This is a genomic window from Rhodovulum sp. BSW8, assembly GCF_003314725.1.
Lineage (GTDB): Bacteria > Pseudomonadota > Alphaproteobacteria > Rhodobacterales > Rhodobacteraceae > Rhodovulum > Rhodovulum visakhapatnamense.
The window spans coordinates 1-21,362 of the sequence record NZ_QNVX01000020.1; the positions used below are offsets into that span (position 1 = coordinate 1).

A 21,362-nucleotide genomic window follows, 5' to 3' on the forward strand; every position below is an offset into this window, starting at 1 on the left:
AAACGGCTTTTCCTCATTCGTCTGCTCCTTCAGGTCGGGCAGACTCTACGCTACGGCGAGGGAACTTCCGGGGGGCTGAGCGTCCGGATCGTGCCATTGGTGATCGCGGTCGAGATCAGGTGCTTGTTGCCCGTGTCCATGAAGGCCGAGAGCGCGGGCGCGGCCTTGATCATCCGCCGCAGCTCGCGGAACAACAGCCCCGCCTGGTCCCGCGTCGTCGCGGTGCAGAAGCCCTGCGGCGCGGCCTCTGCCCGCGCGCACCTGATTGAAGCGTCCGGCGACGCGCCAGTAGATCCGAATTGCCAGTGTCATGCCGTTTGCTCCGGGTCGAAGAGTTCGAAGACGGTCTCGGCGCCCGCGAGCGCCAGCACCGCCAGGGCCACGAATATGCAAAACGTCGCGATCCGCGCCGACATGGGCTTTCCCGTCGCGGGTCCAGCGGTATTCGAGAGCCCCGGAGGAGAGCCGCCGAACCGTAACCGCCTCAGCGTCTCCAGCTCATCGACGCTGCCCGGCATCCAGAGCGTGATTTCCTCGCCATCCTCGGTCTCGCGCTTCCGCTTGTTCCAGCCCTGCGGATGGTCGAGCATCGGCAGCGTGGCGCCCATGTCCCCGATGATGGCCTCGAAATCCGCGATCAGGAACGCGTCGTAAGCCACGAAATCGAAGTCGAACCGCTCGACATCATCCAGCAGATCCTGCGCCACGAAATCGAGGCGGGTCTTCTTGCCCGGCGTTGCCGTCAGAAAGCCCGCATCGACCCACAGGTCGTAAGGGGCCCCGTCCCGCTCGGCGCGCGCCCGAAGCGTGTCGGCCGGCGTGTAGCCGTGCACGAATGCTGCAAAGAGCGGCTTTCCATCCTCGGCAAACCCGTCCTCGAAGATCAGCGCCTTCGCCGTCAGGTCCGCCTTGGCCGAGAGGTCGAGCCCGGCACAGCAGCGGTGCCCGGCGAAATCGTCGAGGTTCAGGCTGTGGTCTTCGATGGCCTCCCACGCCGCCCGCGAGATCCATGCGGACTCGGCGTCCGTCCACTCGCAGAAGTGCAGGCGGCGGATGCCGTTGGCCTTGGCCGGGATGTCTCGTGCCTGCTTGACCTGGAGCGCCAGATAGGCCGGCGTGATCGTCACTCCCAGCAGCGGGTTGGCCTTGATCCAGCAGCCCGGGTCGGTGAAGGGGTCGTCCCCCTCGTCCAGCGCGCAGACATAGCTGAAGGTCGTGTCGTCCTCGACATCGCCAGCCGCAACGGCGACCGCGTGCTTGCGCTCCTGCCAGCAGATGCTTTTCCGGTCGCTGCCGGAGTTGGTGATCATGATCAGCAACGGCTGGGTCCGGAACTTGAACCCGCGCTCCAGGATCTCGATCACCCCGCCATCCGGGTGCTCGTGAACCTCGTCGCAGAGCGCGAAATGCGGGCGGGGCCCCGAGCCGGTCTTCTTGGTCTCCCGCGACACCGGCCGAAAGAACGATCCGCTCTTCAGGTGGGCCAGGTTGTATTCCCGTCCCGGCCCACCGCTGCGCCGGATGCGCGCGGAAAGCCTCGGCGCCTTGTCGAGCATGTTCACGGCGTCACGGAACAGGATGCTCGCCTGCTCCTTGGTCGCGCCCGCGGCATAGATCTGCGCCCCGGCCTCGCCGTCGGCCACCAGCCCGTAAAGCCCGATGGCCCCGACCATCGGCGACTTGCCGTTGCCCTTGCCCTGCTCGATATAGGCCCGCCGGAACCGGCGGAACCCGTCCGACCGCTTCCATCCGAACAGCGAACCGCAGATGAACTTCTGCGACGGCTCGAGCTCGAACGGGGTTCCGTCGAACTGCCCCTCGCTCAGCCGCAGCACATCGCGGCAGAACCCGTAGAACCGTTCCGCCGCCGCCGTGTCCCATACCAGCCCGCGCGCCGGCCCGTCCTCGAGGTCGCGCAGGTGGCGCCTGCAGGCATCCCGGACATGCGGCCCCGCCACGATCCGCCCGGCCGCCACGTCCAGCGCATAGGCCGTCGCGGGGTCAGTTGAAGTAGGCGTCGGCCGGGTCGTCATCAGGCTCCTCAGGTGCAGCCACCTTGCTTCTGTCTGACGGCGTGCCACCCATAGCAGAGAGGCAGAGACGGAATTGCGCGAGCGCGTTCACGCCCATCGCCGGGTCGGCCATCATCCGGGCGCGCAGGCGTGACGCGGTCTCGGTGATCGCCCGGTCGCTTGCCCCGAGCCACGGCATCTCATCCGCGAACATCCGCCAGGCCTCCTGTTCGATCTCGCCGAGATACGCCGGCGGGTCGCCGAGGCCCTTCACCTTCGGCGCCGCTCGCCCTTTGTGACGCTGCGGGTTCTTCGCGGCAGCGCCCGTTACCGCCGCCACATCGGCCGGCAGCCGCGGGTTTGCCATTGGATTGCCCTCATTCGTGGAACTGTGGATGCGAGAAGACCCCCCCCATGCCGGTTGCCGCCTCCCCAGCCGGGGACTTTCGACACCCCCCGGGCTCACTCCGGCCCGATCAGCCACCCATCCGCACCGAAGCTCGGCCGCAGCCTGCGCCCCCGCGCCTCGGCCGCCTCGCGCTCCGTCTTGGCCTTGTGGCAGTCCGCACAGATCGCCTGCAGGTTCCCCTCGTCATCCGTGCCGCCCTGCGCCTTGGGCACCACGTGATCGCACTCGGTGGCGGGCGTGACGCGCCCCGTGCGCAGGCAGGGCTGGCACAGCCAGCTGTCCCGCTGCATCACCCGCTTGCGCAGCGCCTTCCAGCCCCTGCCGTAGCCCCGCTCCGACGCGCTCGGCCTATCTCTCCACTGGCCTGCCATGGATCAGCCCATATCCCCGGTGACGCGGATCATCAGCCAGCCCGCCGCCGGGACGTTCTCGACCGCGCGCCAATGGTCGGCGCGGTCTTGGTCCCGAGGCTGTAGCTCTCGGCCTCGGCATAGCTCGCGGGCTCCTGCGAGCAGAGGTGCAGCACCGGGCTCGCCGCATCGCGGATCTCCTGCAGGCCCGCGTCCAGGATGTCGGTCGAAAGGGTGGTCATGCGTGGCTCCTGCCAGTTTTTCGGGGGATAGGGCCGTCAATCCGGCTCATCGAGCGTGTCTGCCACGCGGGCCTGCGCGGCCCGGCCGCGTGTTAGCTATTGACTACATGTTAGCTATAGGCTACACATTCCGCATGAAGCCGATCACTTACAGACCCGCCGCCCTGAGGGCTCTGCGCAAGATGCCTCGAACCACGGCGAAACGGATCATCTCCAAGATCGAAGCCTATGCCACCGATCCGGCGAGCCAGGCCAACAACGTGAAGGTTCTCAAGGGGCGGGAAGGTATCCGGCTCCGTGTCGGGGACTGGCGTGTCATCATGGACGACAACGGCGACGTTCTGGACGTTCTCGAAATTGGCTCTCGCGGCAGCATCTACTGAAAGGAGAGACAGCATGAACGATATGGTCAGCATTCCCCGCGAGGAATACGAGCGGCTGCGCGAAGCGGCCGAAGACCTCGAAGACATCCTTGCCTATGACCGGGCCAAGGATCGGGACGAGGAATCCGTTCCCCATGAATTCGTGACCCGCATCATCGACGGCGAGCATCCCGTCCGCGTGTTTCGCGACTGGCGCGGCATGAGCGCGGCCGATCTCTCCAGGACCTCGGGCGTGAACCGCGTCCAGATCCACGAAATCGAGACCGGGAAGAAGAACGGATCTGTGCAGACCCTCAAGAAGATCGCCGAGGCGCTTGGCGTGACGGTGGACGATCTGATCTGAGGCGAGGCCCGAAAACGAAAACAGGGGCTCGCGTTCCCGCAAACCCCTGCCGATGATGCCAATCTGGCACGGGACAGATTCGGCGTCAAGCCGGATGCGAAATACGGCATTCGCCAAGAGCGTGAATGCGCATTTAGTTCAGCGTGTCCGATACTTGTCCCGAAGGATGATTGCAGCGGCCTTCCCAACCATAGATGCCTTCTGCGGGCCTCCACCACATCCGCAAAATTTATTTGAAATTATTTTATCAAATTCGAACTGCACTCGGGTGCAGGCCCAAGTGCCCGCTCACCTTCAAGCGCTTGGATGCGACGGGTCGCGCCAGGAGGAATTTTCGGCCTCGGCCGGGATCTGCGGACTTTTGCCGAGGCGCTGCCGCAGGTAGCGTATCGCCTATGGAGGTATTTCCCATGACGATCCGATTTGTTCCGCCCCAACGCCGCCCAGATTATCTCGGAACCATAAAGACCGCGCTCGCCACTGCGGCGGCCGTGGCGGCGAAAAATCCGTACTCCGCTCTGGCTGGACTCACGGGATTGATCGAAGCCCTCCGCGGCACGAAAACGGCAACGCCCGAAAACCTTGCGTGGTCGTGGTGGATCCAGACAATCACGCTCGCCGCGGCCGAGTTCGTAATAAGCGTTCGCCGGAACCACCTCCTAGACGGAGACAAGGACCGCGCCACCGCCGCCTTCCTTGAAGCGGCTCTGCCTGATGAACCCACCGCCACCTTCGATCACAACGCCCTCTTGCACCCGTCGAGCCATCCGGCATTCGCCGAAGCGCGCCGGGCAGTGTTGCGCTTCACGCTCGATCTGACCGGGCTTGCGGTTTTGCCGGAAGACTGCGGACCGGCCTACTACGAACAGGAGTTCGGCCGCTGCCTTCACCGTGCCTCGGCCTACGTGTTCTCGTTGAATTTCGACGCTCTCAAGCCTATCGAGACGCTGGTCACCGGCCCCGCCGCACTTGAGATGCAAAGGGACATGGCCTGGACCCGGCACTACGACTGGATCACGCGCAAGTTCCGGATGGAGCCGGTCTTTTCGCCTGAAGGCGACGTCGAGACCCCTCTGTGCGAGCTATACCTCCGGCTGCGCTGCTACTGGCACGAGGAACTTTCGCCGGAAAAGGAAGACGAGCCGCCCCGGTTCCGCGCCCATCTCAGAGACCTGCACGAGACGGCGCAGGACTGGCTCGCAGACACGACAGACCGCCACCACCTGCGTCTGGTCGCCGGTGGCCCCGGATCTGGTAAGTCGTCCTTCGCCAAGGCCTTCGCGGCCGAGACCATTGCCGCAGGAACGCACCGGGTTCTGTTTGTCGAGCTCCAGCACATGCGCCTGACCGGCGACCTGGAGGCGGATATCGGAACCTACCTAACGCGCCGAAACACCCCCTCCGGATCAGCGGGCTCGCCGGGCCTCCCCGAAAACGCACTTGACTGGATCAAGGGCGGGGACCAACCGACACTGCTGATCTTCGATGGTCTTGACGAAATGAGCTTCGTCGAAGCGCGGGCCGAAGAGCTGACACGGAGCTTCATCCAGAATGCCAGCCGGATGCTGGGTCGGCTGAACAGCGACGGCACGCCAGTAAGAGCGCTCATCCTCGGCCGGAACCTTGCGATTCAGCGGGGAATGGAGGCGACGGCGCTGCCCAGGCCCCTGTTGTTGAATGTCGCACCGATCCGCGAACTGGCGCTTGAGGACCTGGAATTGCGGTCCGCTGACGCAAGACACATGGCAGACCGGAAGGCGAAGGTCGAGGTCCCGGACCTGGAAGACCTGCCCAAGAACCAGAGGGAAGACTATTGGGCAAGGTGGTGCCGGAGCCAGGACCTGCACGCCCCGCTGCCCGAAGGTGTCACCCATCACGACCTGAATGACCTGAATGTCGAGCCGCTGCTGCTGCATCTGTTCATCCTGTCCGACTATTGCGGCGAGCGATGGCACGAAGCGGCGGAAAACCGGAACCGGGTCTACGAGGACATCCTGCGCAAGATCCAAAAGAGAAACCTGAAGAAGCCGAATGCGAGCGGCGCCCCTGCATACACCGAAGAGCAGTTTTTCCTGCTGATGGAATGCCTCGGATTGGCGGCGTGGCGCGGCGGCGGCCGGGGCAGCGACGAAGCGACATTCGACAAGCTGCGCGAGGTGCACGCCGCACACAGGTTCAGGAAGGGAAAGGCTCCCTTGCCGCAGGATCTCGATAGCGTGGTTCTGCTGACCCATGCGCGGCGGACCGACGGCTTGGATCCAGGATTCGAGTTTATCCACAAGAGCTTCGGCGAATACCTTGCAGGCCGCGGACTGATATCCGAGGCCATGCGACTGCACCGGCGCTTTACGCAAGACGAAGATCCGGTCCCAGAGCGCAGCCTCGTGCAGGACTGTGCCCCGCAGAGCCCGGCGAACGCGGACCAAAGGCGGGCTACCTCGTCGGGCCGGGCGACCAGCAGGTGCAGGACGCGCCCGGCATCGCATTTGAGGCTCTGGGCGCGCGCCCTCGCCATGTCTTCGGGCCGGGTCGGCCAGCCCATCTGTCGGCATCGCGCCCGCAGCGCGACATCGGCCTCGGTGCGCTCGTAGCCCGGCTTTGTCGATCGCCGGATGCGCCCGTCCTTCTCGCGCCTCTCGACCGGCGCCAGCGCCGGCATGCCCGCCAGCTCGGCCTTCTTCGCCAGTTTCACTGGCCGCGCCCGCCTGCCCTCGGACCTGCCGAAACCCCAGATCGTGCAACCGTGGTGGTTCGGCGAGCCGTTCTTCAAGGCCACGGGGCTCTATCTGCGCGGCCTTGCGCCGCTGAGCGCCACCGACCGCCTGACCCCGCCCGCGCCCGGCACCGAGGCGCACAAGCGCTGGAGCGCGGTCCACCGGGCCTCGCCCGGCCCCGACCGCTGGAAGATCCGCAGCCGCACCTTCGAGGGCCTCGCCGCCGCCGCGGCCGACCAATGGGGCGGCGATGCAAGACAGGAGGCAGCCTAATGCCGCAAACCACGCCCGACCGGATCGAGGAAATCGAGAGCCTCGCCCGCCACAATTGCGACGAGCTGGCGGGGCTGACCGCCGAGCTCGCCGAGCTGCAGGCCCGTGTCGCCAAGCTGGAAGCCGGAACGCACGGCGCACCGCTCCGTTCGAACTGCCCGCGATGCAGGGGAACAGGCCAATTGCAGCCGACAGGGTCTTCTGCAGGCTGCGGCGATTTTCGGGAAAGGGAGAAAGAGTGATGGGCGCGCCCCGTTTCACCGAGGCCGAGCTGCGCCGGGCCGTCAACGTGGCGCGCGCCGCCGGGGCCGATATCGAGATCACCCGGGGCACGATCAGGATCCTTGCCGGTCCGTCCCGCCTGCCCGTATCCTTCGAGGAGATCGACGGGGACGAGGCACAATGCGACGCGGCCTTCGGGGGACCACGGTGACCCTCACGAACCTCATGCCGGTCCGGCGCGGCAACCGCACCGATTGGTATTTCCGAAAGAAGGGGCAGAAGCTGATTCGGCTCCCGGACCTGCCGCACGACCATCCCGATTTTCTGGCCGCCTATGCTGCGGCGAGAAAGGCGGCCGAGGCCGCGTCGCGGCCCTTGCGCCTGCCGCCCGGCACCGTGGGGGCGCTGATCGAGGCGACGGTGCGCTCCGACCGGTTCCTGTCGCGCAGCGCCGTCTACCGGGCGACCCTGCGCCGCCATTTCGAGGCCATTCGCCACGAAGGGGGCGAGGCACCGGCCAAGGGCCTCCGGGATCGCCATATCCGCGCCAATGTCGCGACGGCCGAGAGCCCGGTCGACCGGCGCAAGGCCTGGCGGTTCCTCTGCGCGTTCGGCGTGGATGCGGGCCTCCTGGAGACCGACCCGTCGCTCACCGTAACGCTGCCCCGTGCCCCCAAGACAATCGGCCACCCGGCATGGACTGCTGCCGATATCGACGCCTTCCGGACCCGGTGGCCCATCGGCACCAGCAAGCGCGCCGCCTTCGAGCTGCTGCACTGGACCGGATTTCGGATCGGCGATGCGGTGATGATCGGCCCGGGCCATGTGGATCGCGCCGGGGTCCTGATCTACACCCAAAGCAAGGTGAAACAGCCCGCCTTCGTGCCCTGGACCGCCAGACTGCCCGCCTATGCCGAAGGCTATGCCGGGGATCGGGACGCGATGCACGACGCGCTGGCCGCACTCGGTTCACGCCACATGACGTTCCTCGCGACGGCTGCGGGCGCCCCGCGATCCGAAAAGGGCCTCGGCAACATGATCCGCGCCGCAGCGGCGGAAGCTGGCATCGAGAAAAGCGCCCACGGGCTTCGCAAGACCCGCGGCGTTGCCCTCGCCGAAGCAGGCGCGTCGGCGCACCAGATCATGTCCTGGCTGGGCCATCAGACCCTCAAGGAAGCCGAACATTATACCCGACAAGCGAGTCGGCGACGGGCTGTCATGGGGGAAGAACAAGAACAGAACGTTGCAACGCCTGCCGCGCAAGTTGCAACATTTCCGAAAAAGTCGTGAGTTCTCAGTTGGTTATTTTGGAAGTGGCGCGCTGGGGAGGATTCGAACCCCCGACCCCTTGATTCGTAGTCAAGTACTCTATCCAACTGAGCTACCAGCGCGTGGGAGGCTCATGTAACGCCGTTCGGAGAGGGGTGCAAGGGCCAAACCGACCGGAAGAGCGCAGTTTTTTTCGCGGGCGGCCTTCAGGGCGTCAGCCGGGCAGATCGCCCTCGCCCGGCAAGGCCGCCGCGGCCTTCGGCAGACGGATCTCGAAGGCGGTGCCGGAGGCGTCGCTGCGGCGAAGCTCCAGCGCGCCGCCATGGCCGCGAACCAGTTCCATCGCGATCGCAAGGCCCAGGCCGGTGCCGTCCTTGCGGGTGCCGCCGTGGAAGGGCTGGAACAGATGCTCGCGCGCCTTGGGCGGCAGGCCAGGGCCGGTATCGGTGACCTTGATGATCCAGTCTTCCTCGGTCTCTTCGGCGCGGATGCCGATCTCTCCGGGCTTGCCGGAGGCCACGATGGCCTGGCGGGCGTTGCGGACCAGATTGGTCAGCACCCGCAGCAGCTGCTCGACATCGGCGCGCAGCGTCAGACCGGCCGGCACGTCCTCGGAGAAGCTGATGTCATAGTCGCCCGCCGCCAGCCGCTCGCCGTCGACGACCTCGTTGACGATGGGCGCCAGCGCCAGCCGTTCGAGCCGCGGCGGCGGCTCCTGCGCCCGGCCGAAGGCCAGCGTCGCCTCGCACAGATGCACCGCGCGGCTGATCGCGCCGACGATCTTGGGGGCAGCGCGCTTGACCGCCGGATCGTCGCTAAGCTCCATCCGGTCGGCGAAAAGCTGGGCCGTGGTCAGGATGTTGCGCAGATCGTGGCTGATCTTGGCGACGGCCGCGCCCAGCTGCGCCAGCCGATCCTTCTGGCGCAGCGCGCCGGTCAGCTCTTCCTGCAAGGCCCGCAGCGCGGTCTCGGCCTCGTTCAGCTCGCGCACCCGGGCCGAGGGGACGATGATCCGCCGGTTGTCCTCGGGGGCCTCGGCATAGACCAGCATCGCCCGCACCACGCGCCGGATCGGCACCACCAGCAACCGCCGCGCCGCCAGGAACAGCAGCAGCGCCGACAGCACCGAGATCACCGCCGACAGGACCAGGATCCTGAGACCGTAGTCGATCATCGCCTTGCGCAGCTCGGCGGTGCTCATCGTGACCTCGATCAGCAGGCCCGCGCGCTGGACCGGCTGCCCGATCACCCGGATCACCCGGGTCTTGGGGTCGACCAGCCGGATCAGCGCATCGGGGATAAGATCGAACACGCCCGCCTCGCGCAGATCGAAGCTGCGGTAGACCGGTTCGGGAATCGGCGAGGACAGGACCAGTTCGCGCGCCTGGTCGCGGCGCAGCACGATGTTGTAGACGCCCGCATTCTGCAACAGTTCGCGTTCAAGCTCGTCGCCGATCATGCCGTCGCTGGCCAGAAGCGCGAGCGAGGCAATCTGCGACCGTTCCAGCCGCGCCAAAAGGAAATCGACGCGAAACCGGGCGACCGACGGCACGAAAATCAGGACCTCGGCCAGCATGACGAAGACAATCGTCAAAAGCAGGAAGCGTCCCGACAGGGAATTGAGAAACATGTGCCTCGCCCTCGCCCCGGCAGGGCGTCAGGGCAGCAGGCGCTGAATCGCCCTCACCCCCCGCTTGACCCAGGGATTCTCGAACAGTTTTGGGGAAAAATAGGCACCCGCCGCCCGCTTGTTAAGCTCGCCCAGTGTCGGATAGGGCGCAACCATGCCGGCGATGGCGGTCATCCGCTGACCGCTGGCGATGGCAAGAGCCCAGGGAGCGACCAGTTCGCCGGCCTCGGCGCCGACCAGAGTCGCCCCCAGAGGACGGCCGCGATGGACCACGACCTTGACGAATCCCTGCCTGCGGCCGCTGGCCACGGCGCGGTCATTCCCGGCGTAATCGGCCCGCACCACATCGATCGCGGCGCCATGGGCGGCGCGGGCCTCGGCCTCGGTCGGGCCGATCTGCGCCAGTTCGGGGTCGCAATAGGTGACGCGCGGGATGTGGTCGGTCCGGGCCCGGGCGGGCAGCCCGAACAGGATCGGCCGGATCACGACGCCCGCATGATAGCCCGCCAGATGGGTGAACTGACCCTGCCCGGCGGCATCGCCGATGGCATAGATCCGGCGGTTGGTGCTGCGCAGGCCGGAATCGACCCTAACCCCATGGGCATCGGTCTCGACCCCGGCCGCGCGCAGGTTCAGCCTGTCGAGCGCCGGACGGCGACCCGCCGCGACCAGCAGATGGCTGCCCTCGATGGGGCCTGCGTCGGTTTGCGCCGAGATCGCCCCAGCCTGCCCCGTGACGCGCCGCAGTTCGGTGCCTTCGAGGATCTCGGCGCCCTCGGCGCGGAGCCGGTCCAGAACCAGCGCCACGGCCTCGGGATCTTCCCGGCCAAGCGCCCGGCGTCCCTCGATCACCGTCACCGGCACGCCAAGCCGGGCATGGGCCTGGGCCATCTCGATGCCGATCGGCCCGCCGCCCAGAATCAACAGCCGCTCCGGGCGTTCCGTGAGATCGAACAGGGTCTCGTTGGTCAGGAAAGGCACCTCATCGAGCCCCAGGATCGGCGGGATCGAGGGGCGCGAGCCGGTGGCGATGACGAAGCGGCGGGCGCGGATCGTCTCGCCGCCCGCCTCGAGCTCGCGCGGGGACCGGAACCGGGCCCAGCCGCGGATCACGCGCACCCCGAGCCCCTCGAACCGCTCGACGCTGTCATGGGGCGCGATTGCGTCAATTGCGGAACGAACGTGGGCCATCACCGCGGCATGGTCGATCCGGGGCGCGGCCCCGGCGATGCCGCAGCCGCCCGCCCGCATCGCCTGGGCCTGGGCCGCCGCAGCGATCAGGGCCTTGGACGGCACGCAGCCATAGTTCAGGCAGTCGCCACCCATCTTGTGGCCTTCGATCAGCACCACGCGGGCGCCCATCTGCACCGCGCCCGCAGCCAGCGACAGCCCGGCGGACCCCGCCCCGATGATGCAAAGATCGGTCTTCGTCGGTGCCATGGGCCTAGCGCCTCCGCCGCAGGGTCCGGAGCACGATGGGCAGCGCGGCCAGCGCCGCGAGGCCCAGAAGCGGCCCCAGCACCTGCGGTTCGAAGACGATCCCCAGATCGGGCCGCTCGCCCCGGGCGAAGACCTCGCCCAACCCGGCGCCGACCCAGGTATAGACCAGCGCCCCGGGCATGATCCCGAAGAAGGTGGTGAAGGCAAAGCGCCCGGCCGAGACCCCCACCAGCGCGGGCAGCAGGTTCGCCACGAAGAAGGGCACCGCGGGCACCAGCCGGATCAGGAACAGGACCGACAGCTCGTTCTCGCGCAGCCCCTCGCGGAGCGCGGCGACGCGGCCCTCGCTGGCGTCGAGCCGGGCCGCGAGCCTGTCGCCCAGCCCCCAGCGTGCCGCAAGGAAGATCAGCACCGCGCCAAGCGTCGCGGCGGTCACGTTGAAGAGCACGCCCGGAAACACCCCGAACAGGAAGCCGCCCGCCAGTGTCGCCACCGTCGCCCCGGGCAGCGAGAAGGCCACGATGGCGACATAGGCCAGCATGAAGCCAAGCGCCGCCCCGGCGTAATTCGCGTCTCGCAGCGCGATCAGCGCCTCGCGATGGGCCGCCAGCGCCTCGAAATCGAGCTGGTCGCGCAGGGTCAGCGCGCCGACCGCCGCCACTGCGGCAATCGCGATCAGCGGCAGGTGGCGGCCTCGGGCCGGCCGGGTCTGGGGCATCTCGGTCGTCTCTGTCATGATCCTCTGGGCCGCTCTGGCGGCGAATGAAGGGTGGGATGCGTTCTTGGACAAGATGCACGGCCCCTGCCGCCCTGCACAGGCCGTTCACGCCGCATTGATCGTTGGTGACCGGACTCCGGCCCCTTCGGAACCGCTTGCGCGGTGCGGACGCAGCCGATTGCAACATTTCCCGCGCGGGACGAATTGACTTGCCCGCGCCAAGCCCCTAAAGGACGGGCTTCGAACACCATGGGGCCTTCGAATCCGCACGCGGTTTGGGTCCATCTCGACGGAGCGACGCGCGATGAAACGCACCTATCAACCTTCGAACCTGGTCCGCAAGAAGCGTCACGGCTTCCGGGCCCGCATGGCCACCAAAGGCGGCCAGAAGATCCTGAACGCCCGCCGTGCCCGTGGCCGCAAGCGTCTGTGCGCCTGAGACCACGCCTGACGGCGACCAAGACATGACACCGCCGGGGATGGGCGGGGCCTCCGGCATGCCGGAGCGTTCCGAAGCGTCCCCGGCGGTTTCGTCATGCCTGACGGTGCTGTCCAAGCGCGCCGACTTCCTGCTGGCCGCGCGCGCCCGGCGGCAGTCGGCCCCGGCCTTCACGCTGCAGGCGCGGCGCCGGGAGGAGGCGCCCGGGGGCGGCATCCGGATAGGCTTTACCTGCTCCAAGAAGGTCGGCAATGCCGTCGCCCGCAACCGCGCCAAGCGCCGGTTGCGCGAAATCGCCCGGGCCGAGCTGCCGCAGCATGGCCGCCCGGGCTGGGATTACGTGTTGATCGGCCGCCCCGACGCGACCGCGACCCGCCCGTTCGAGGCGCTTCGCGCCGATCTGCGCCGCGCCCTCGACCGGCTGCATGCCGACGCGCCATGAGCCCGCTCGCGCGCCTCTTTGCCCTGCCGATCCGGGCCTACCGGCTGGTGCTGTCGCCCTGGATCGGGTTCAACTGCCGCTATCAGCCGACTTGTTCGGCCTATGCGCTGGAGGCGCTGGAACGGCACGGCGCGCTGCGCGGCGGCGCGCTGGCGCTATGGCGGATCCTGCGCTGCAATCCCTGGGGCGGCTGCGGCTACGACCCGGTGCCGCCAAAACCTGGCGAGCCGCCGCCAGAGGGCTGACGGCGGGCCGCGCCCCGGGGCCGCGCCTTTCCCCTTCCCCGACGGCGGGCGATCTGGCATAGGCTGCGCCATGTTCGACGAGCCCGACGATATCCACCCGCTGTTTTACGGCGCGCCCTCGACCACCGAGTTCAAGAAGCTGCGCAAGCGGATCATTCGCGACACCCGCGAAGCCATCGAACAGTACGGGATGATCGAGCGGGGCGCGCGCTGGCTGGTCTGCCTGTCGGGCGGCAAGGACAGCTTTACACTGCTGGCCGCACTCCACGAGCTGAAATGGCGCGGGCTGCTGCCGGTCGAGCTGCTGGCCTGCAATCTCGACCAGGGCCAGCCGGGCTTTCCGGCGACGGTGCTGCCTGAGTTCCTGACGAAGATGGGCGTGCCGCACCGGATCGAGTATCAGGACACCTATTCCATCGTCATGGACAAGATCCCCGAGGGGCGCACCTATTGCGCGCTATGCTCGCGGCTGCGGCGCGGCAACCTCTACCGGATCGCCCGCGAGGAGGGCTGTTCGGCCGTGGTGCTGGGCCATCACCGCGACGACATTCTCGAGACCTTCCTGCTGAACCTCTTCCATGGCGGGCGGCTGGCGACGATGCCGCCGAAACTTGTGAACGAGGAGGGCGACCTGTTCGTCTACCGCCCGCTCGCCCATGTCGCCGAGGCCGATTGCGCGCGCTTCGCGCAGGCGATGAGCTATCCGGTGATCCCCTGCAATCTGTGCGGCAGCCAGGACGGGCTGCAGCGGATGCAGGTCAAGGCGATGCTCGACCAGTGGGAGGCGAACCATCCCGGGCGCCGCCAGAAGATGTTCCGCGCGCTGATGCATGTGCGGCCCTCACATCTGCTTGACCCGGCACTGTTCGATTTCGCGGCGCTGGCGCGTCCGGCGGCCGGGACGCCCGGCGCCTTGCCCGGGGAGGCGCCGGACCCCTGACGGCCCGCCCCTTGCCTGGGTTGCGTATCGGGTATTTTATCCAAGAAGAAGAACGCGCTGCCTTCTTCCCGGTCCGGATACCCCCAGAGGATGCCCGCACCGGGCGATCCGCCGGGACGAGGCAGGGCGCAGGCCCGCGCCGTCCCGGCCCAGCCCCTGTGCGTCGGCAAAACGACTTGACCTCCCCGGCCTCAATCTGTTGAAGCACCCACACCTTTAAAAGGACGGGGTGGCGGTCTGCCATGGACGATCAGAACAAGAATCTCATTCTCGCAACGGCGCTCAGCTTTCTGGTGATCCTCGGGTGGTTCCTGCTGTTCCCGCCCGAACAGCAGACCCCGAGCGAGGAACCGGCCGTCGCGACGACGACCGCGACCGACAATGGCACGACGCCGGACGTCGCCGCCGCTCCGCCCGCGACCCCGGGCACCGGCGCGGCCGCCACGCCCGAGACCGCCGCGCCCTCGCTGGCCTCGGAGGCCCCCCGGCTTTCGATCGAGACGCCGCGCCTGACCGGGTCGATCTCGCTGCTGGGCGGGCGCATCGACCGGCTGTCGCTGAAAGGCTATCACGAGACGCTCGATCCGGACTCGCCGCTGGTGTCGCTGCTGGAGCCGGTCGGGACCGAACGGCCCTATTACGCGCTTTACGGCTGGGCGCCCGCGGGCGATCTGGGCTATGAGGACGTGCCCGGCGCCAACACGCTCTGGACGCTTGACGGCAGCGGCACGCTGACCGTCGAAAGCCCCGTCTCGATGCATTGGGACAATGGCAAGGGCCTGACCTTCCACCGCACCATCAGCATCGACGAGAACTACATGTTCACCGTCGCGCAAAGCGTCGAGAACGCCACCGGCGGCGCGGTGCGCCTGGCCCCCTATGGCATCGTCGCGCGTCATGGCCAGCCCGAGGGCAGCCGGTTCTACATCCTGCACGAGGGTGTCGTCCGGCAGACCGACGAGGAACTGGAAGAGATCAAGTACAAGAAGATGCCCGACATGGATTATGTCGAGCGCGAAGGGGCCAATGCCGAGGTCACCGGCGTTCAGGAGAACGGCTGGATCGGTTTCACCGACAAGTACTGGATGACCACGCTGATCCCGGAACCCGGTCAGCCCTTCACCTCGGTCGCGAAATACGTCTCGGGCCCCGACATCTATCAGGTCGAGGCGCGGCTGCCGGTCGTGACCGTCGCGGCCGGTGCGACCGAGGGCACCTCGACCATGCTGTTCGCGGGCGCCAAGGAATGGGAGACGATCCACCATTACCAGACCGATGACGGCATCTTCCGCTTCATCGACTCGATCGACTGGGGCTGGTTCTTCTTCTTCACCAAGCCGATCTTCCGTGTGCTGCACTGGCTGAACGGCGCGATGTCGGGTCTGGGCGTGCCGGGGTCGATGGGCTGGTCGATCATCCTGCTGACCGTCATCATCAAGGCCGTCGTGCTGCCGCTGGCCTACAAGTCCTACAGCTCGATGGCGAAGATGAAGGAACTTCAGCCCAAGATGGAAGAGCTGAAGGAGCGCTGCGGCGACGACCGCCAGAAGCTGCAGCAAGAGATGATGGCGCTCTACAAGAAAGAGCAGGTCAACCCCGCCGCGGGCTGTCTGCCGCTCTTCGTGCAGATCCCGATCTTCTTCTCGCTCTACAAGGTGATCTTCGTCACCATCGAGCTGCGCCACGCGCCCTGGATCGGCTGGATCCACGACCTGTCGGCGCCCGATCCGTCCTCGATCCTGAACCTGTTCGGCCTGCTGCCCTATGCGCCGCCGGAGCCGGGCTCGTTCCTTGCGATCCTGTCGCTGGGTGTGCTGCCGATCCTGCTGGGGATCTCGATGTGGCTGCAGCAGAAGCTGAACCCGACGCCCACGGATCCGACGCAGGCCATGGTCTTTGCCTGGCTGCCCTGGGTGTTCATGTTCATGCTGGGCAACTTCGCCAGCGGGCTGGTGCTGTACTGGATCTGCAACAACACGATCACCTTCATCCAGCAATATGCGATCATGCGCATCCACGGGTATCACCCCGACGTGCTGGGCAATATCCGGTCGAGCTTCCGCAAGAAGAAGCCGGAACCGGAGCACAAATGACGGCACGGCTGGCCCGGATCTATCGCCACCCGATCAAGGGCCACGGCGCCGAGGCGCTGGAGGCGGTGGATCTTCAGGCCGGCCGGACCCTGCCCTGGGACCGCACCTGGGCCGTGGCGCATGAGGCGTCGCGGGCAGACGGAACCGGCTGGGCGCCCTGCGCGAATTTCTCGCGCGGGGCGAAGGCGCCGCAGCTGATGGCCATCGGCGCGCGGCTGGACGAGGCGGCCGGGCACGTCACCCTGACCCATCCCGCCCGGCCCGATCTGACCTTTTCTCCCGACCACGAGGGCGCGGCCCTGATCGACTGGGTCCGCCCGCTGATGCCCGGGGACCGCGCCGCCTCGGCCCGGATCGTCCGGGCGCCGGGGCGCGGCATGACCGACAGCGCCTTTCCCTCGATCAGCCTCCTGGGGCTCGCCTCGCTCGAAGCGCTGTCGGAAAAGGTTGGCCAGAGCCTGTCGCCGCTGCGCTTTCGCGGGAATTTCTGGATCGAGGGGCTTGCCCCCTTTGCCGAGTTCGACTGGGTCGGACAGAAGGTGCGGCTGGGCCGGGCGGTGATCGAGGTGCGCGAGCGCATCACCCGCTGTCTGGCGACCGCCGCCAACCCCGAAACCGGCGAACGCGACGCCGACACGCTGGGCGCGCTGCAGACCGGCTGGGGGCACAAGCAATTCGGCGTCTATGCCGAGGTGATCGAGGGCGGCCGCGTGGCCCTTGGCGACGCTGTGGAGGCGCTATGACACCCCTTCCCTTCCCCCTGACGCCCGAGCCCGATGCCGAGGCCGCCGAACGCGGGCGCAAGCTTTTCGCGGGGCCCGTCGAGTTCCTGAAGGGCGTCGTTGCGATGGACGGGCTGCCGCCCGCCGACCGGCCCGAGCTGTGCTTTGCCGGGCGGTCCAATGTCGGCAAGTCGAGCCTCATCAACGCGCTGACCGGGCGCAAGGGGCTGGCGCGGGCCTCGAACACGCCGGGGCGGACGCAGGAGATCAACTACTTCACCCTGGGCGACAGCCATTACCTGGTCGACCTGCCGGGCTATGGCTATGCCGAAGCGCCGGTGAAGATCGTCGAGAAATGGCAACGCCTGCTGAAGTCCTATCTGGCCGGACGGCAGACGCTGCGCCGCGCCTTCGTGCTGATCGACGCGCGGCACGGGGTGAAGGCGGTCGACGACGAGATCATGAAGCTGCTCGACGGCGCCGCGGTGACCTTCCAGACGGTGCTGACCAAGGCCGACAAGGTGAAGGCCGCCGAGCGCGACAAGGTTCTGACCCAGGTCCGGGCCGCGCTGGCGCGCCACCCGGCCGCCTTCCCCGAGATCGTGCTGACCTCATCCGAAAAGGGCGACGGGATCGCGACCCTGCGCGCGATCATCGAGGGCATCGCCTAGGGTCCCGGCCGGTTTCATGGCCCATCCTGTTTATGCCCGTCTTGTCATGCCCGCCTTGCGGCCGGCTCAGACGTGCTGGCCGGCATTCACCTCGATCTCGGTCCCGGTGACGTAGCTGGCCTCTTCCGAACAGAGGAAATGGATGACACTCGCCACTTCCTCGGGCTGACCCAGACGGCGCAGCGGCAGGCCCTCGACGATCTTCTCGGTGCCGGGGCTGAGGATCGAGGTTTCGACCTCGCCGGGCGCGATGGCGTTCACCCGGACGCCCAGGGGACCGAAATCATGCGCCATCTCGCGGGTCAGCGCCGCCAGAGCGGCCTTGGACGTCGCATAGGCCGCGCCTGCGAAAGGATGCACGCGGCTGCCCGCGATCGAGGTCACGTTGACGATGGCCCCCTTTGCGGCGGCCAGTTCGTCCTGCAGACCGCGCGCCAGCACGATCGAGGCGAAGAAGTTCACGTTGAAGACCTGCCCCCAGGTCCGCATGTCGGTGTCCAGCGTGTTCAGCCGCCCGCCCTCTTCGGTCTTGGGCGAGATCCCGGCATTGTTGACCAGCGCGTGCAGCTTGCCATCGGCCAGCTTGCCGCGCACCACCTCGATGGCGCGCTTGGTCATGGCGGGCTCGGCCAGATCGATCTGGATATGGTTCTCGGACCCGCCGGGCCAGGGACAGCGCGGGTCGAAGGGATGCCGCGAACAGGTCAGGACCCGCCAGCCTTCGGCCGAAAAGCGCTTGACCGTCGCATGCCCGATGCCCCGGCTCGCCCCGGTCAGCAACATTACCCTCTGTTCCATCGCACCCTTCCCGTTCTGCGGAGTGCTGAACGTAAGCCCGGTGCGCCAAAAGACAATCGCCCTTGGCCTGCGGACGCGCAGGCGCTAACAGAAGTTCAGCAGACGGACCCGCAGGATGAGAAAACAGACGGCCATGAATCGCGACTGGATCGCCACCGCCCGGACCCTGTCCGAGGCGCTGCCCTATCTTCAGCGCTATACCGGCGCCATCGTCGTCATCAAGTTCGGCGGTCACGCCATGGGCGACGACGCCGAGATGGAAAGCTTTGCCCGCGACGTGGTGCTGATGCGCCAGGTTGGCGTGAACCCGGTGGTGGTGCATGGCGGCGGGCCGATGATCAACGAGATGCTGGCCAAGCTCGGTGTCGTGTCCGAATTCGTCAAGGGCAAGCGGGTGACCGATGCCGCCACCGTCGAGGTGGTCGAGATGGTGCTGTCGGGCCGCGTCAACAAGCGGATCGTGCAGGCGATCAACGACCAGGGCGGCAAGGCGGTCGGACTGTCGGGCAAGGATGCGGGGCTGATCGTCTGCGACCAGACCGACCCGGCCCTGGGCTTCGTCGGCACGCCGTCCGAGGTCAATCCGCTGGTGCTGCGCCAGTTGTTCGAGGCCGGGATGATCCCGGTCGTGGCGCCGCTGGGCGCGGGGCGCGAGGGCGAGACCTTCAACATCAACGGCGACACTGCGGCCGGCGCCATCGCCGCCGCGCTGAAGGCCGACCGGCTGCTGCTGTTGACCGATGTGGCCGGGGTCAAGAACGCGGCGGGCGATGTGGTGACCGAACTGACCCCCGATCATATCCGCGAGATGACCGCCTCGGGCGTGATTGCGGGCGGGATGATCCCCAAGACCGAAACCGCATTGACGGCCATCGAGGGCGGTGTGCGCGCGGTGGTGATCCTCGACGGGCGCGCGCCCAATGCCTGCCTGCTGGAGCTTTTCACCGATCACGGGGCGGGGTCGCTGATCCGCGCGCCGCGTCCCTGACGCCGAACGCGCTGGCCGGGAGAGCAGAGCTGTGACAGGATGCGCCCGACCCGCGACAAGCAAAGCGGCCTGCCGATGAGTTTGCGCCTGATCCTCGTCCGACACGCGAAATCGAGTTGGGACGACCCGAGCGAGGACGATCACGACCGCCCGCTCAACCCGCGTGGCCGCGAGGCGGCGCCGAAGGTCGGCCAATGGCTGGCCGAGCGCGGGCATGTGCCCGCCGAAGTGGTCAGCTCGACCGCCCGCCGCACACTGGAAACCTGGGACCGGATGGCGCCGGTGCTGGGCGAATCGACGGTGATGCGGCGCGATCCCGGGCTTTACCACGCCCCTGCCGAACGGATGCTGGAGGCCCTGAACAATTGCGCGGCCTCGCCGGTGCTGATGCTGGGCCACAATCCCGGCATCGCCGATTTCGCGGCGCGGCTGCTGGACGGCCCGCCCGACGCACAGCGCTTTGCCAGCTTTCCCACCTGCGCCACGCTGGTCGCCGATTTCGACGCCGCCGACTGGACCGAGATCGAGTTCGGCACCGGGCGGATGATCGACTTCATCACCCCCAAGCAGCTTATGCCCTGACCCGCGGGCGCGGCCGGTCGCGCCCGCGGGCCGGTCTTCGGCCTAGTCGGCGCCGCCGGGCGTTCCGCTGAAGGTCACGGTCACATCCTCGTCGCGGGCGATGAACTGGCAGGCCAGGCGATAGCGCGGCGGCATGTCCCGCACTTCGGCATCCTCGATTTCCTCCTGGGTCAGCTTGCCCAGATCCTTCAGCTTCTGCTTTTCCTTGTCGGTCAGCATGATCGCCTTCTTCTGGTCGGGGTTGTCATAGGTGACCTCGATCAGGCACGAGCCGCAATTTCCGTCCCGGCAGTCGAAGGGGATCGGAATCCGGTTGTCCTCGGCCAGAGCCAGGATGGTCTTGGTATCTCCCGCCACGCCGTAAACGGCCTTGTCCTTGTGCATCAAGGGGGAGGAGAAGGTGATGATCGCCATGTCGCTAGATCCCTTGGCTGGGGCCGCCCGCACCCGAAGGCCCGGACGGCTGATGGTTGGTTCGAACCGTGTGCGCGTCTCCACCCTTGGGGAAGCAGCATTCATGCCAGCGCGTGACCCGGCTTTCGCGGCACTCGCCGCGCCAAAGTGGGGGAAATCCGACATCGCCCCCGCCAAAGACGACAAGGGCGCCCGGGCAGGCCCGGGCGCCAGTCGCGGAAAAATCGCAATCGACGGGCTATCAGTGCCCGAGGATCTGGCTGAGGAACAGTTTGGTCCGGTCGGAGCGCGGGTTGTTGAAGAAGGCCTCGGGTTCGTTCTGTTCGACCACCTGGCCCTGATCCATGAAGATCACCCGGTTCGCCACCTGCCGGGCAAAGCCCATCTCGTGGGTGACGCAGATCATCGTCATTCCCTCTTCGGCCAGCTGGATCATGGTGTCGAGCACCTCCTTGATCATCTCGGGATCGAGCGCCGAGGTCGGTTCGTCGAAGAGCATGATGTTGGGCCGCATGCAAAGCGAGCGCGCGATGGCGACCCGCTGTTGCTGGCCGCCCGACAGCTGACCGGGATACTTGTTCGCCTGTTCCGGGATCTTGACCTTCTCGAGGTAGTACATGGCGGTTTCCACCGCTTCCTTCCTCGGCACCTTCCGGACCCAGATCGGGGCAAGGGTGCAGTTTTCCAGGATCGTCAGATGCGGGAACAGGTTGAAGTGCTGGAACACCATCCCGACCTCGGACCGGACCTGATCGATATGCTTGAGGTCATTGGTCAATTCGATCCCGTCGACGATGATCTTGCCCGACTGGTGTTCCTCCAGCCGGTTGATGCAGCGGATCAGGGTCGACTTGCCCGACCCCGAGGGGCCGCAAACGACGATCCGTTCGCCCTTGTTGATGGTCAGGTTGATGTCGCGCAGGACGTGGAACGCCCCGTACCACTTGTTCATGCCGAGGATCTGGATCGCGACCTCGTCCGAAACGGTCAGCCTGGACCGGTCGATGGCAGTGTCAGACATGG

At 67.1% G+C, this 21,362-nt stretch carries 26 protein-coding genes, 1 tRNA gene and 1 pseudogene; 16 read left to right on the forward strand and 12 right to left on the reverse strand.

The features are described 5' to 3' along the window. Positions 1 to 50: 50 nt before the first annotated feature. The 5 genes from DSD19_RS22340 to DSD19_RS11380 form a co-directional block, all read right to left on the reverse strand. Positions 51 to 266, reverse strand: a complete 216-nt coding sequence (locus DSD19_RS22340; protein WP_256359766.1) for a terminase large subunit domain-containing protein — start codon at positions 264 to 266, stop codon at positions 51 to 53. 42 nt (positions 267 to 308) lie between these two features. Beyond that, complete coding sequence (locus DSD19_RS11365) at positions 309 to 2,033, reverse strand: terminase large subunit (RefSeq protein WP_113669668.1); 1,725 nt, start codon at positions 2,031 to 2,033, stop codon at positions 309 to 311. Further along, positions 2,002 to 2,379 carry a hypothetical protein gene (locus DSD19_RS11370; protein ID WP_108028614.1) on the reverse strand — a complete coding sequence of 126 codons (378 nt, stop codon included), beginning with the start codon at positions 2,377 to 2,379 and terminating at the stop codon, positions 2,002 to 2,004. Before DSD19_RS11370 ends, DSD19_RS11365 begins: the two co-directional genes overlap by 32 nt. A gap of 95 nt (positions 2,380 to 2,474) precedes the next feature. Beyond that, positions 2,475 to 2,792: an HNH endonuclease gene (locus DSD19_RS11375; protein WP_113669669.1), complete on the reverse strand. Its 318-nt coding sequence runs from the start codon at positions 2,790 to 2,792 to the stop codon at positions 2,475 to 2,477. Positions 2,793 to 2,824: 32 nt separating this feature from the next. Continuing rightward, positions 2,825 to 3,013 carry a hypothetical protein gene (locus DSD19_RS11380; protein ID WP_113669670.1) on the reverse strand — a complete coding sequence of 63 codons (189 nt, stop codon included), beginning with the start codon at positions 3,011 to 3,013 and terminating at the stop codon, positions 2,825 to 2,827. Between the two features lie 134 nt (positions 3,014 to 3,147). Here DSD19_RS11380 and DSD19_RS11385 point away from each other — a divergent pair, with 134 nt between their 5' ends. The 7 genes and pseudogenes from DSD19_RS11385 to DSD19_RS11410 all read left to right on the forward strand — a co-directional run bounded on the left by DSD19_RS11385 (position 3,148) and on the right by DSD19_RS11410 (position 8,238). Then, complete coding sequence (locus DSD19_RS11385; RefSeq protein ID WP_113669692.1) at positions 3,148 to 3,396, forward strand: type II toxin-antitoxin system RelE/ParE family toxin; 249 nt, start codon at positions 3,148 to 3,150, stop codon at positions 3,394 to 3,396. Positions 3,397 to 3,409: 13 nt separating this feature from the next. After that, on the forward strand, positions 3,410 to 3,739 hold the full coding sequence (locus DSD19_RS11390) for a helix-turn-helix transcriptional regulator (RefSeq protein ID WP_113669671.1): 330 nt from the start codon (positions 3,410 to 3,412) through the stop codon (positions 3,737 to 3,739). A 410-nt stretch (positions 3,740 to 4,149) separates the two neighbouring features. Further along, positions 4,150 to 6,330: an ATP-binding protein gene (locus DSD19_RS11395; protein ID WP_133260409.1), complete on the forward strand. Its 2,181-nt coding sequence runs from the start codon at positions 4,150 to 4,152 to the stop codon at positions 6,328 to 6,330. A gap of 105 nt (positions 6,331 to 6,435) precedes the next feature. Beyond that, a pseudogene (locus DSD19_RS11400) lies at positions 6,436 to 6,726 on the forward strand (hypothetical protein); the annotation flags it as partial. Continuing rightward, a complete protein-coding gene (locus DSD19_RS21445) occupies positions 6,726 to 6,968 on the forward strand; it encodes a hypothetical protein (RefSeq protein ID WP_133260410.1) in 243 nt (80 codons plus the stop codon). The pseudogene DSD19_RS11400 and the gene DSD19_RS21445, both read left to right, overlap by 1 nt. Beyond that, positions 6,968 to 7,159, forward strand: coding sequence for a hypothetical protein (locus DSD19_RS11405; RefSeq protein ID WP_042456697.1), 192 nt, complete (start codon positions 6,968 to 6,970; stop codon positions 7,157 to 7,159). The genes DSD19_RS21445 and DSD19_RS11405 overlap by 1 nt, the downstream gene beginning before the upstream one ends. 185 nt (positions 7,160 to 7,344) lie before the next feature. Continuing rightward, positions 7,345 to 8,238 (forward strand): tyrosine-type recombinase/integrase, encoded by an 894-nt coding sequence (locus tag DSD19_RS11410; RefSeq protein ID WP_243627912.1) that lies wholly within the window; start codon positions 7,345 to 7,347, stop codon positions 8,236 to 8,238. Positions 8,239 to 8,262: 24 nt separating this feature from the next. Here the strand turns inward: DSD19_RS11410 and DSD19_RS11415 are convergent. From DSD19_RS11415 to DSD19_RS11430, 4 genes are all read right to left on the reverse strand, one after another. Next, a tRNA-Arg gene (locus DSD19_RS11415) sits at positions 8,263 to 8,339 on the reverse strand. Positions 8,340 to 8,431: 92 nt separating this feature from the next. Further along, the gene (locus tag DSD19_RS11420) at positions 8,432 to 9,847 is read right to left on the reverse strand and encodes a sensor histidine kinase (RefSeq protein WP_075784708.1); all 1,416 of its coding nucleotides are present in this window, start codon (positions 9,845 to 9,847) and stop codon (positions 8,432 to 8,434) included. A 27-nt stretch (positions 9,848 to 9,874) separates the two neighbouring features. Beyond that, positions 9,875 to 11,287 (reverse strand): NAD(P)/FAD-dependent oxidoreductase, encoded by a 1,413-nt coding sequence (locus DSD19_RS11425; RefSeq protein ID WP_113669674.1) that lies wholly within the window; start codon positions 11,285 to 11,287, stop codon positions 9,875 to 9,877. 4 nt (positions 11,288 to 11,291) lie between these two features. Then, positions 11,292 to 12,023 carry a TVP38/TMEM64 family protein gene (locus DSD19_RS11430; protein ID WP_113669675.1) on the reverse strand — a complete coding sequence of 244 codons (732 nt, stop codon included), beginning with the start codon at positions 12,021 to 12,023 and terminating at the stop codon, positions 11,292 to 11,294. A 286-nt stretch (positions 12,024 to 12,309) separates the two neighbouring features. Here DSD19_RS11430 and rpmH point away from each other — a divergent pair, with 286 nt between their 5' ends. The 7 genes from rpmH (at position 12,310) to yihA (ending at position 17,557) form a co-directional block, all read left to right on the forward strand. Further along, on the forward strand, positions 12,310 to 12,444 hold the full coding sequence (gene rpmH, locus DSD19_RS11435) for a 50S ribosomal protein L34 (RefSeq protein ID WP_075784705.1): 135 nt from the start codon (positions 12,310 to 12,312) through the stop codon (positions 12,442 to 12,444). A gap of 25 nt (positions 12,445 to 12,469) precedes the next feature. After that, positions 12,470 to 12,886, forward strand: coding sequence for a ribonuclease P protein component (gene rnpA / locus DSD19_RS11440; protein WP_113669676.1), 417 nt, complete (start codon positions 12,470 to 12,472; stop codon positions 12,884 to 12,886). Then, entirely contained in the window at positions 12,883 to 13,131 is a 249-nt protein-coding gene (gene yidD, locus DSD19_RS11445; RefSeq protein WP_075784703.1) for a membrane protein insertion efficiency factor YidD, read from the forward strand. Before rnpA ends, yidD begins: the two co-directional genes overlap by 4 nt. A gap of 70 nt (positions 13,132 to 13,201) precedes the next feature. Beyond that, positions 13,202 to 14,071, forward strand: a complete 870-nt coding sequence (gene ttcA / locus DSD19_RS11450) for a tRNA 2-thiocytidine(32) synthetase TtcA (RefSeq protein ID WP_075784702.1) — start codon at positions 13,202 to 13,204, stop codon at positions 14,069 to 14,071. A gap of 242 nt (positions 14,072 to 14,313) precedes the next feature. After that, positions 14,314 to 16,164 (forward strand): membrane protein insertase YidC, encoded by a 1,851-nt coding sequence (gene yidC / locus DSD19_RS11455; protein ID WP_113669677.1) that lies wholly within the window; start codon positions 14,314 to 14,316, stop codon positions 16,162 to 16,164. Continuing rightward, positions 16,161 to 16,907: an MOSC domain-containing protein gene (locus DSD19_RS11460; protein ID WP_113669678.1), complete on the forward strand. Its 747-nt coding sequence runs from the start codon at positions 16,161 to 16,163 to the stop codon at positions 16,905 to 16,907. The genes yidC and DSD19_RS11460 overlap by 4 nt, the downstream gene beginning before the upstream one ends. Then, positions 16,904 to 17,557: a ribosome biogenesis GTP-binding protein YihA/YsxC gene (gene yihA, locus DSD19_RS11465; RefSeq protein ID WP_113669679.1), complete on the forward strand. Its 654-nt coding sequence runs from the start codon at positions 16,904 to 16,906 to the stop codon at positions 17,555 to 17,557. Before DSD19_RS11460 ends, yihA begins: the two co-directional genes overlap by 4 nt. Before the next feature lie 66 nt (positions 17,558 to 17,623). On the opposite strand, the gene DSD19_RS11470 is transcribed toward yihA, so the two are convergent. Beyond that, positions 17,624 to 18,355 carry an SDR family oxidoreductase gene (locus DSD19_RS11470; RefSeq protein WP_113669680.1) on the reverse strand — a complete coding sequence of 244 codons (732 nt, stop codon included), beginning with the start codon at positions 18,353 to 18,355 and terminating at the stop codon, positions 17,624 to 17,626. 115 nt (positions 18,356 to 18,470) lie between these two features. Between DSD19_RS11470 and argB the strand changes: the two genes are divergently transcribed. Beyond that, complete coding sequence (gene argB, locus DSD19_RS11475) at positions 18,471 to 19,343, forward strand: acetylglutamate kinase (protein ID WP_243627915.1); 873 nt, start codon at positions 18,471 to 18,473, stop codon at positions 19,341 to 19,343. A gap of 75 nt (positions 19,344 to 19,418) precedes the next feature. Continuing rightward, positions 19,419 to 19,925, forward strand: a complete 507-nt coding sequence (locus tag DSD19_RS11480) for a histidine phosphatase family protein (RefSeq protein WP_075787481.1) — start codon at positions 19,419 to 19,421, stop codon at positions 19,923 to 19,925. A 42-nt stretch (positions 19,926 to 19,967) separates the two neighbouring features. Here the strand turns inward: DSD19_RS11480 and DSD19_RS11485 are convergent, their stop codons facing one another. After that, positions 19,968 to 20,339 carry a 2Fe-2S iron-sulfur cluster binding domain-containing protein gene (locus DSD19_RS11485; RefSeq protein WP_075784696.1) on the reverse strand — a complete coding sequence of 124 codons (372 nt, stop codon included), beginning with the start codon at positions 20,337 to 20,339 and terminating at the stop codon, positions 19,968 to 19,970. Positions 20,340 to 20,580: 241 nt separating this feature from the next. Further along, the gene (locus DSD19_RS11490; protein WP_113669682.1) at positions 20,581 to 21,360 is read right to left on the reverse strand and encodes an amino acid ABC transporter ATP-binding protein; all 780 of its coding nucleotides are present in this window, start codon (positions 21,358 to 21,360) and stop codon (positions 20,581 to 20,583) included. Positions 21,361 to 21,362 lie beyond the last annotated feature (2 nt).

Bases quoted from the DNA above. Each gene is read 5' to 3' on its own strand.
- rpmH (WP_075784705.1), top strand. From the start codon at position 12,310: ATGAAACGCACCTATCAACCTTCGAACCTGGTCCGCAAGAAGCGTCAC.
- DSD19_RS11365 (WP_113669668.1), bottom strand. From the start codon at position 2,033: ATGACGACCCGGCCGACGCCTACTTCAACTGACCCCGCGACGGCCTAT.
- DSD19_RS11485 (WP_075784696.1), bottom strand. From the start codon at position 20,339: ATGGCGATCATCACCTTCTCCTCCCCCTTGATGCACAAGGACAAGGCC.
- DSD19_RS21445 (WP_133260410.1), top strand. From the start codon at position 6,726: ATGCCGCAAACCACGCCCGACCGGATCGAGGAAATCGAGAGCCTCGCC.
- ttcA (WP_075784702.1), top strand. From the start codon at position 13,202: ATGTTCGACGAGCCCGACGATATCCACCCGCTGTTTTACGGCGCGCCC.
- yidC (WP_113669677.1), top strand. From the start codon at position 14,314: ATGGACGATCAGAACAAGAATCTCATTCTCGCAACGGCGCTCAGCTTT.
- DSD19_RS11385 (WP_113669692.1), top strand. From the start codon at position 3,148: ATGAAGCCGATCACTTACAGACCCGCCGCCCTGAGGGCTCTGCGCAAG.
- yidD (WP_075784703.1), top strand. From the start codon at position 12,883: ATGAGCCCGCTCGCGCGCCTCTTTGCCCTGCCGATCCGGGCCTACCGG.
- DSD19_RS11460 (WP_113669678.1), top strand. From the start codon at position 16,161: ATGACGGCACGGCTGGCCCGGATCTATCGCCACCCGATCAAGGGCCAC.
- DSD19_RS11490 (WP_113669682.1), bottom strand. From the start codon at position 21,360: ATGTCTGACACTGCCATCGACCGGTCCAGGCTGACCGTTTCGGACGAG.
- DSD19_RS11430 (WP_113669675.1), bottom strand. From the start codon at position 12,023: ATGACAGAGACGACCGAGATGCCCCAGACCCGGCCGGCCCGAGGCCGC.
- DSD19_RS11375 (WP_113669669.1), bottom strand. From the start codon at position 2,792: ATGGCAGGCCAGTGGAGAGATAGGCCGAGCGCGTCGGAGCGGGGCTAC.
- DSD19_RS11380 (WP_113669670.1), bottom strand. From the start codon at position 3,013: ATGACCACCCTTTCGACCGACATCCTGGACGCGGGCCTGCAGGAGATC.
- rnpA (WP_113669676.1), top strand. From the start codon at position 12,470: ATGACACCGCCGGGGATGGGCGGGGCCTCCGGCATGCCGGAGCGTTCC.
- DSD19_RS11425 (WP_113669674.1), bottom strand. From the start codon at position 11,287: ATGGCACCGACGAAGACCGATCTTTGCATCATCGGGGCGGGGTCCGCC.
- DSD19_RS11480 (WP_075787481.1), top strand. From the start codon at position 19,419: ATGAGTTTGCGCCTGATCCTCGTCCGACACGCGAAATCGAGTTGGGAC.
- DSD19_RS11405 (WP_042456697.1), top strand. From the start codon at position 6,968: ATGGGCGCGCCCCGTTTCACCGAGGCCGAGCTGCGCCGGGCCGTCAAC.
- DSD19_RS11470 (WP_113669680.1), bottom strand. From the start codon at position 18,355: ATGGAACAGAGGGTAATGTTGCTGACCGGGGCGAGCCGGGGCATCGGG.
- DSD19_RS11395 (WP_133260409.1), top strand. From the start codon at position 4,150: ATGACGATCCGATTTGTTCCGCCCCAACGCCGCCCAGATTATCTCGGA.
- DSD19_RS11370 (WP_108028614.1), bottom strand. From the start codon at position 2,379: ATGGCAAACCCGCGGCTGCCGGCCGATGTGGCGGCGGTAACGGGCGCT.
- yihA (WP_113669679.1), top strand. From the start codon at position 16,904: ATGACACCCCTTCCCTTCCCCCTGACGCCCGAGCCCGATGCCGAGGCC.
- argB (WP_243627915.1), top strand. From the start codon at position 18,471: ATGAGAAAACAGACGGCCATGAATCGCGACTGGATCGCCACCGCCCGG.
- DSD19_RS11420 (WP_075784708.1), bottom strand. From the start codon at position 9,847: ATGTTTCTCAATTCCCTGTCGGGACGCTTCCTGCTTTTGACGATTGTC.
- DSD19_RS11390 (WP_113669671.1), top strand. From the start codon at position 3,410: ATGAACGATATGGTCAGCATTCCCCGCGAGGAATACGAGCGGCTGCGC.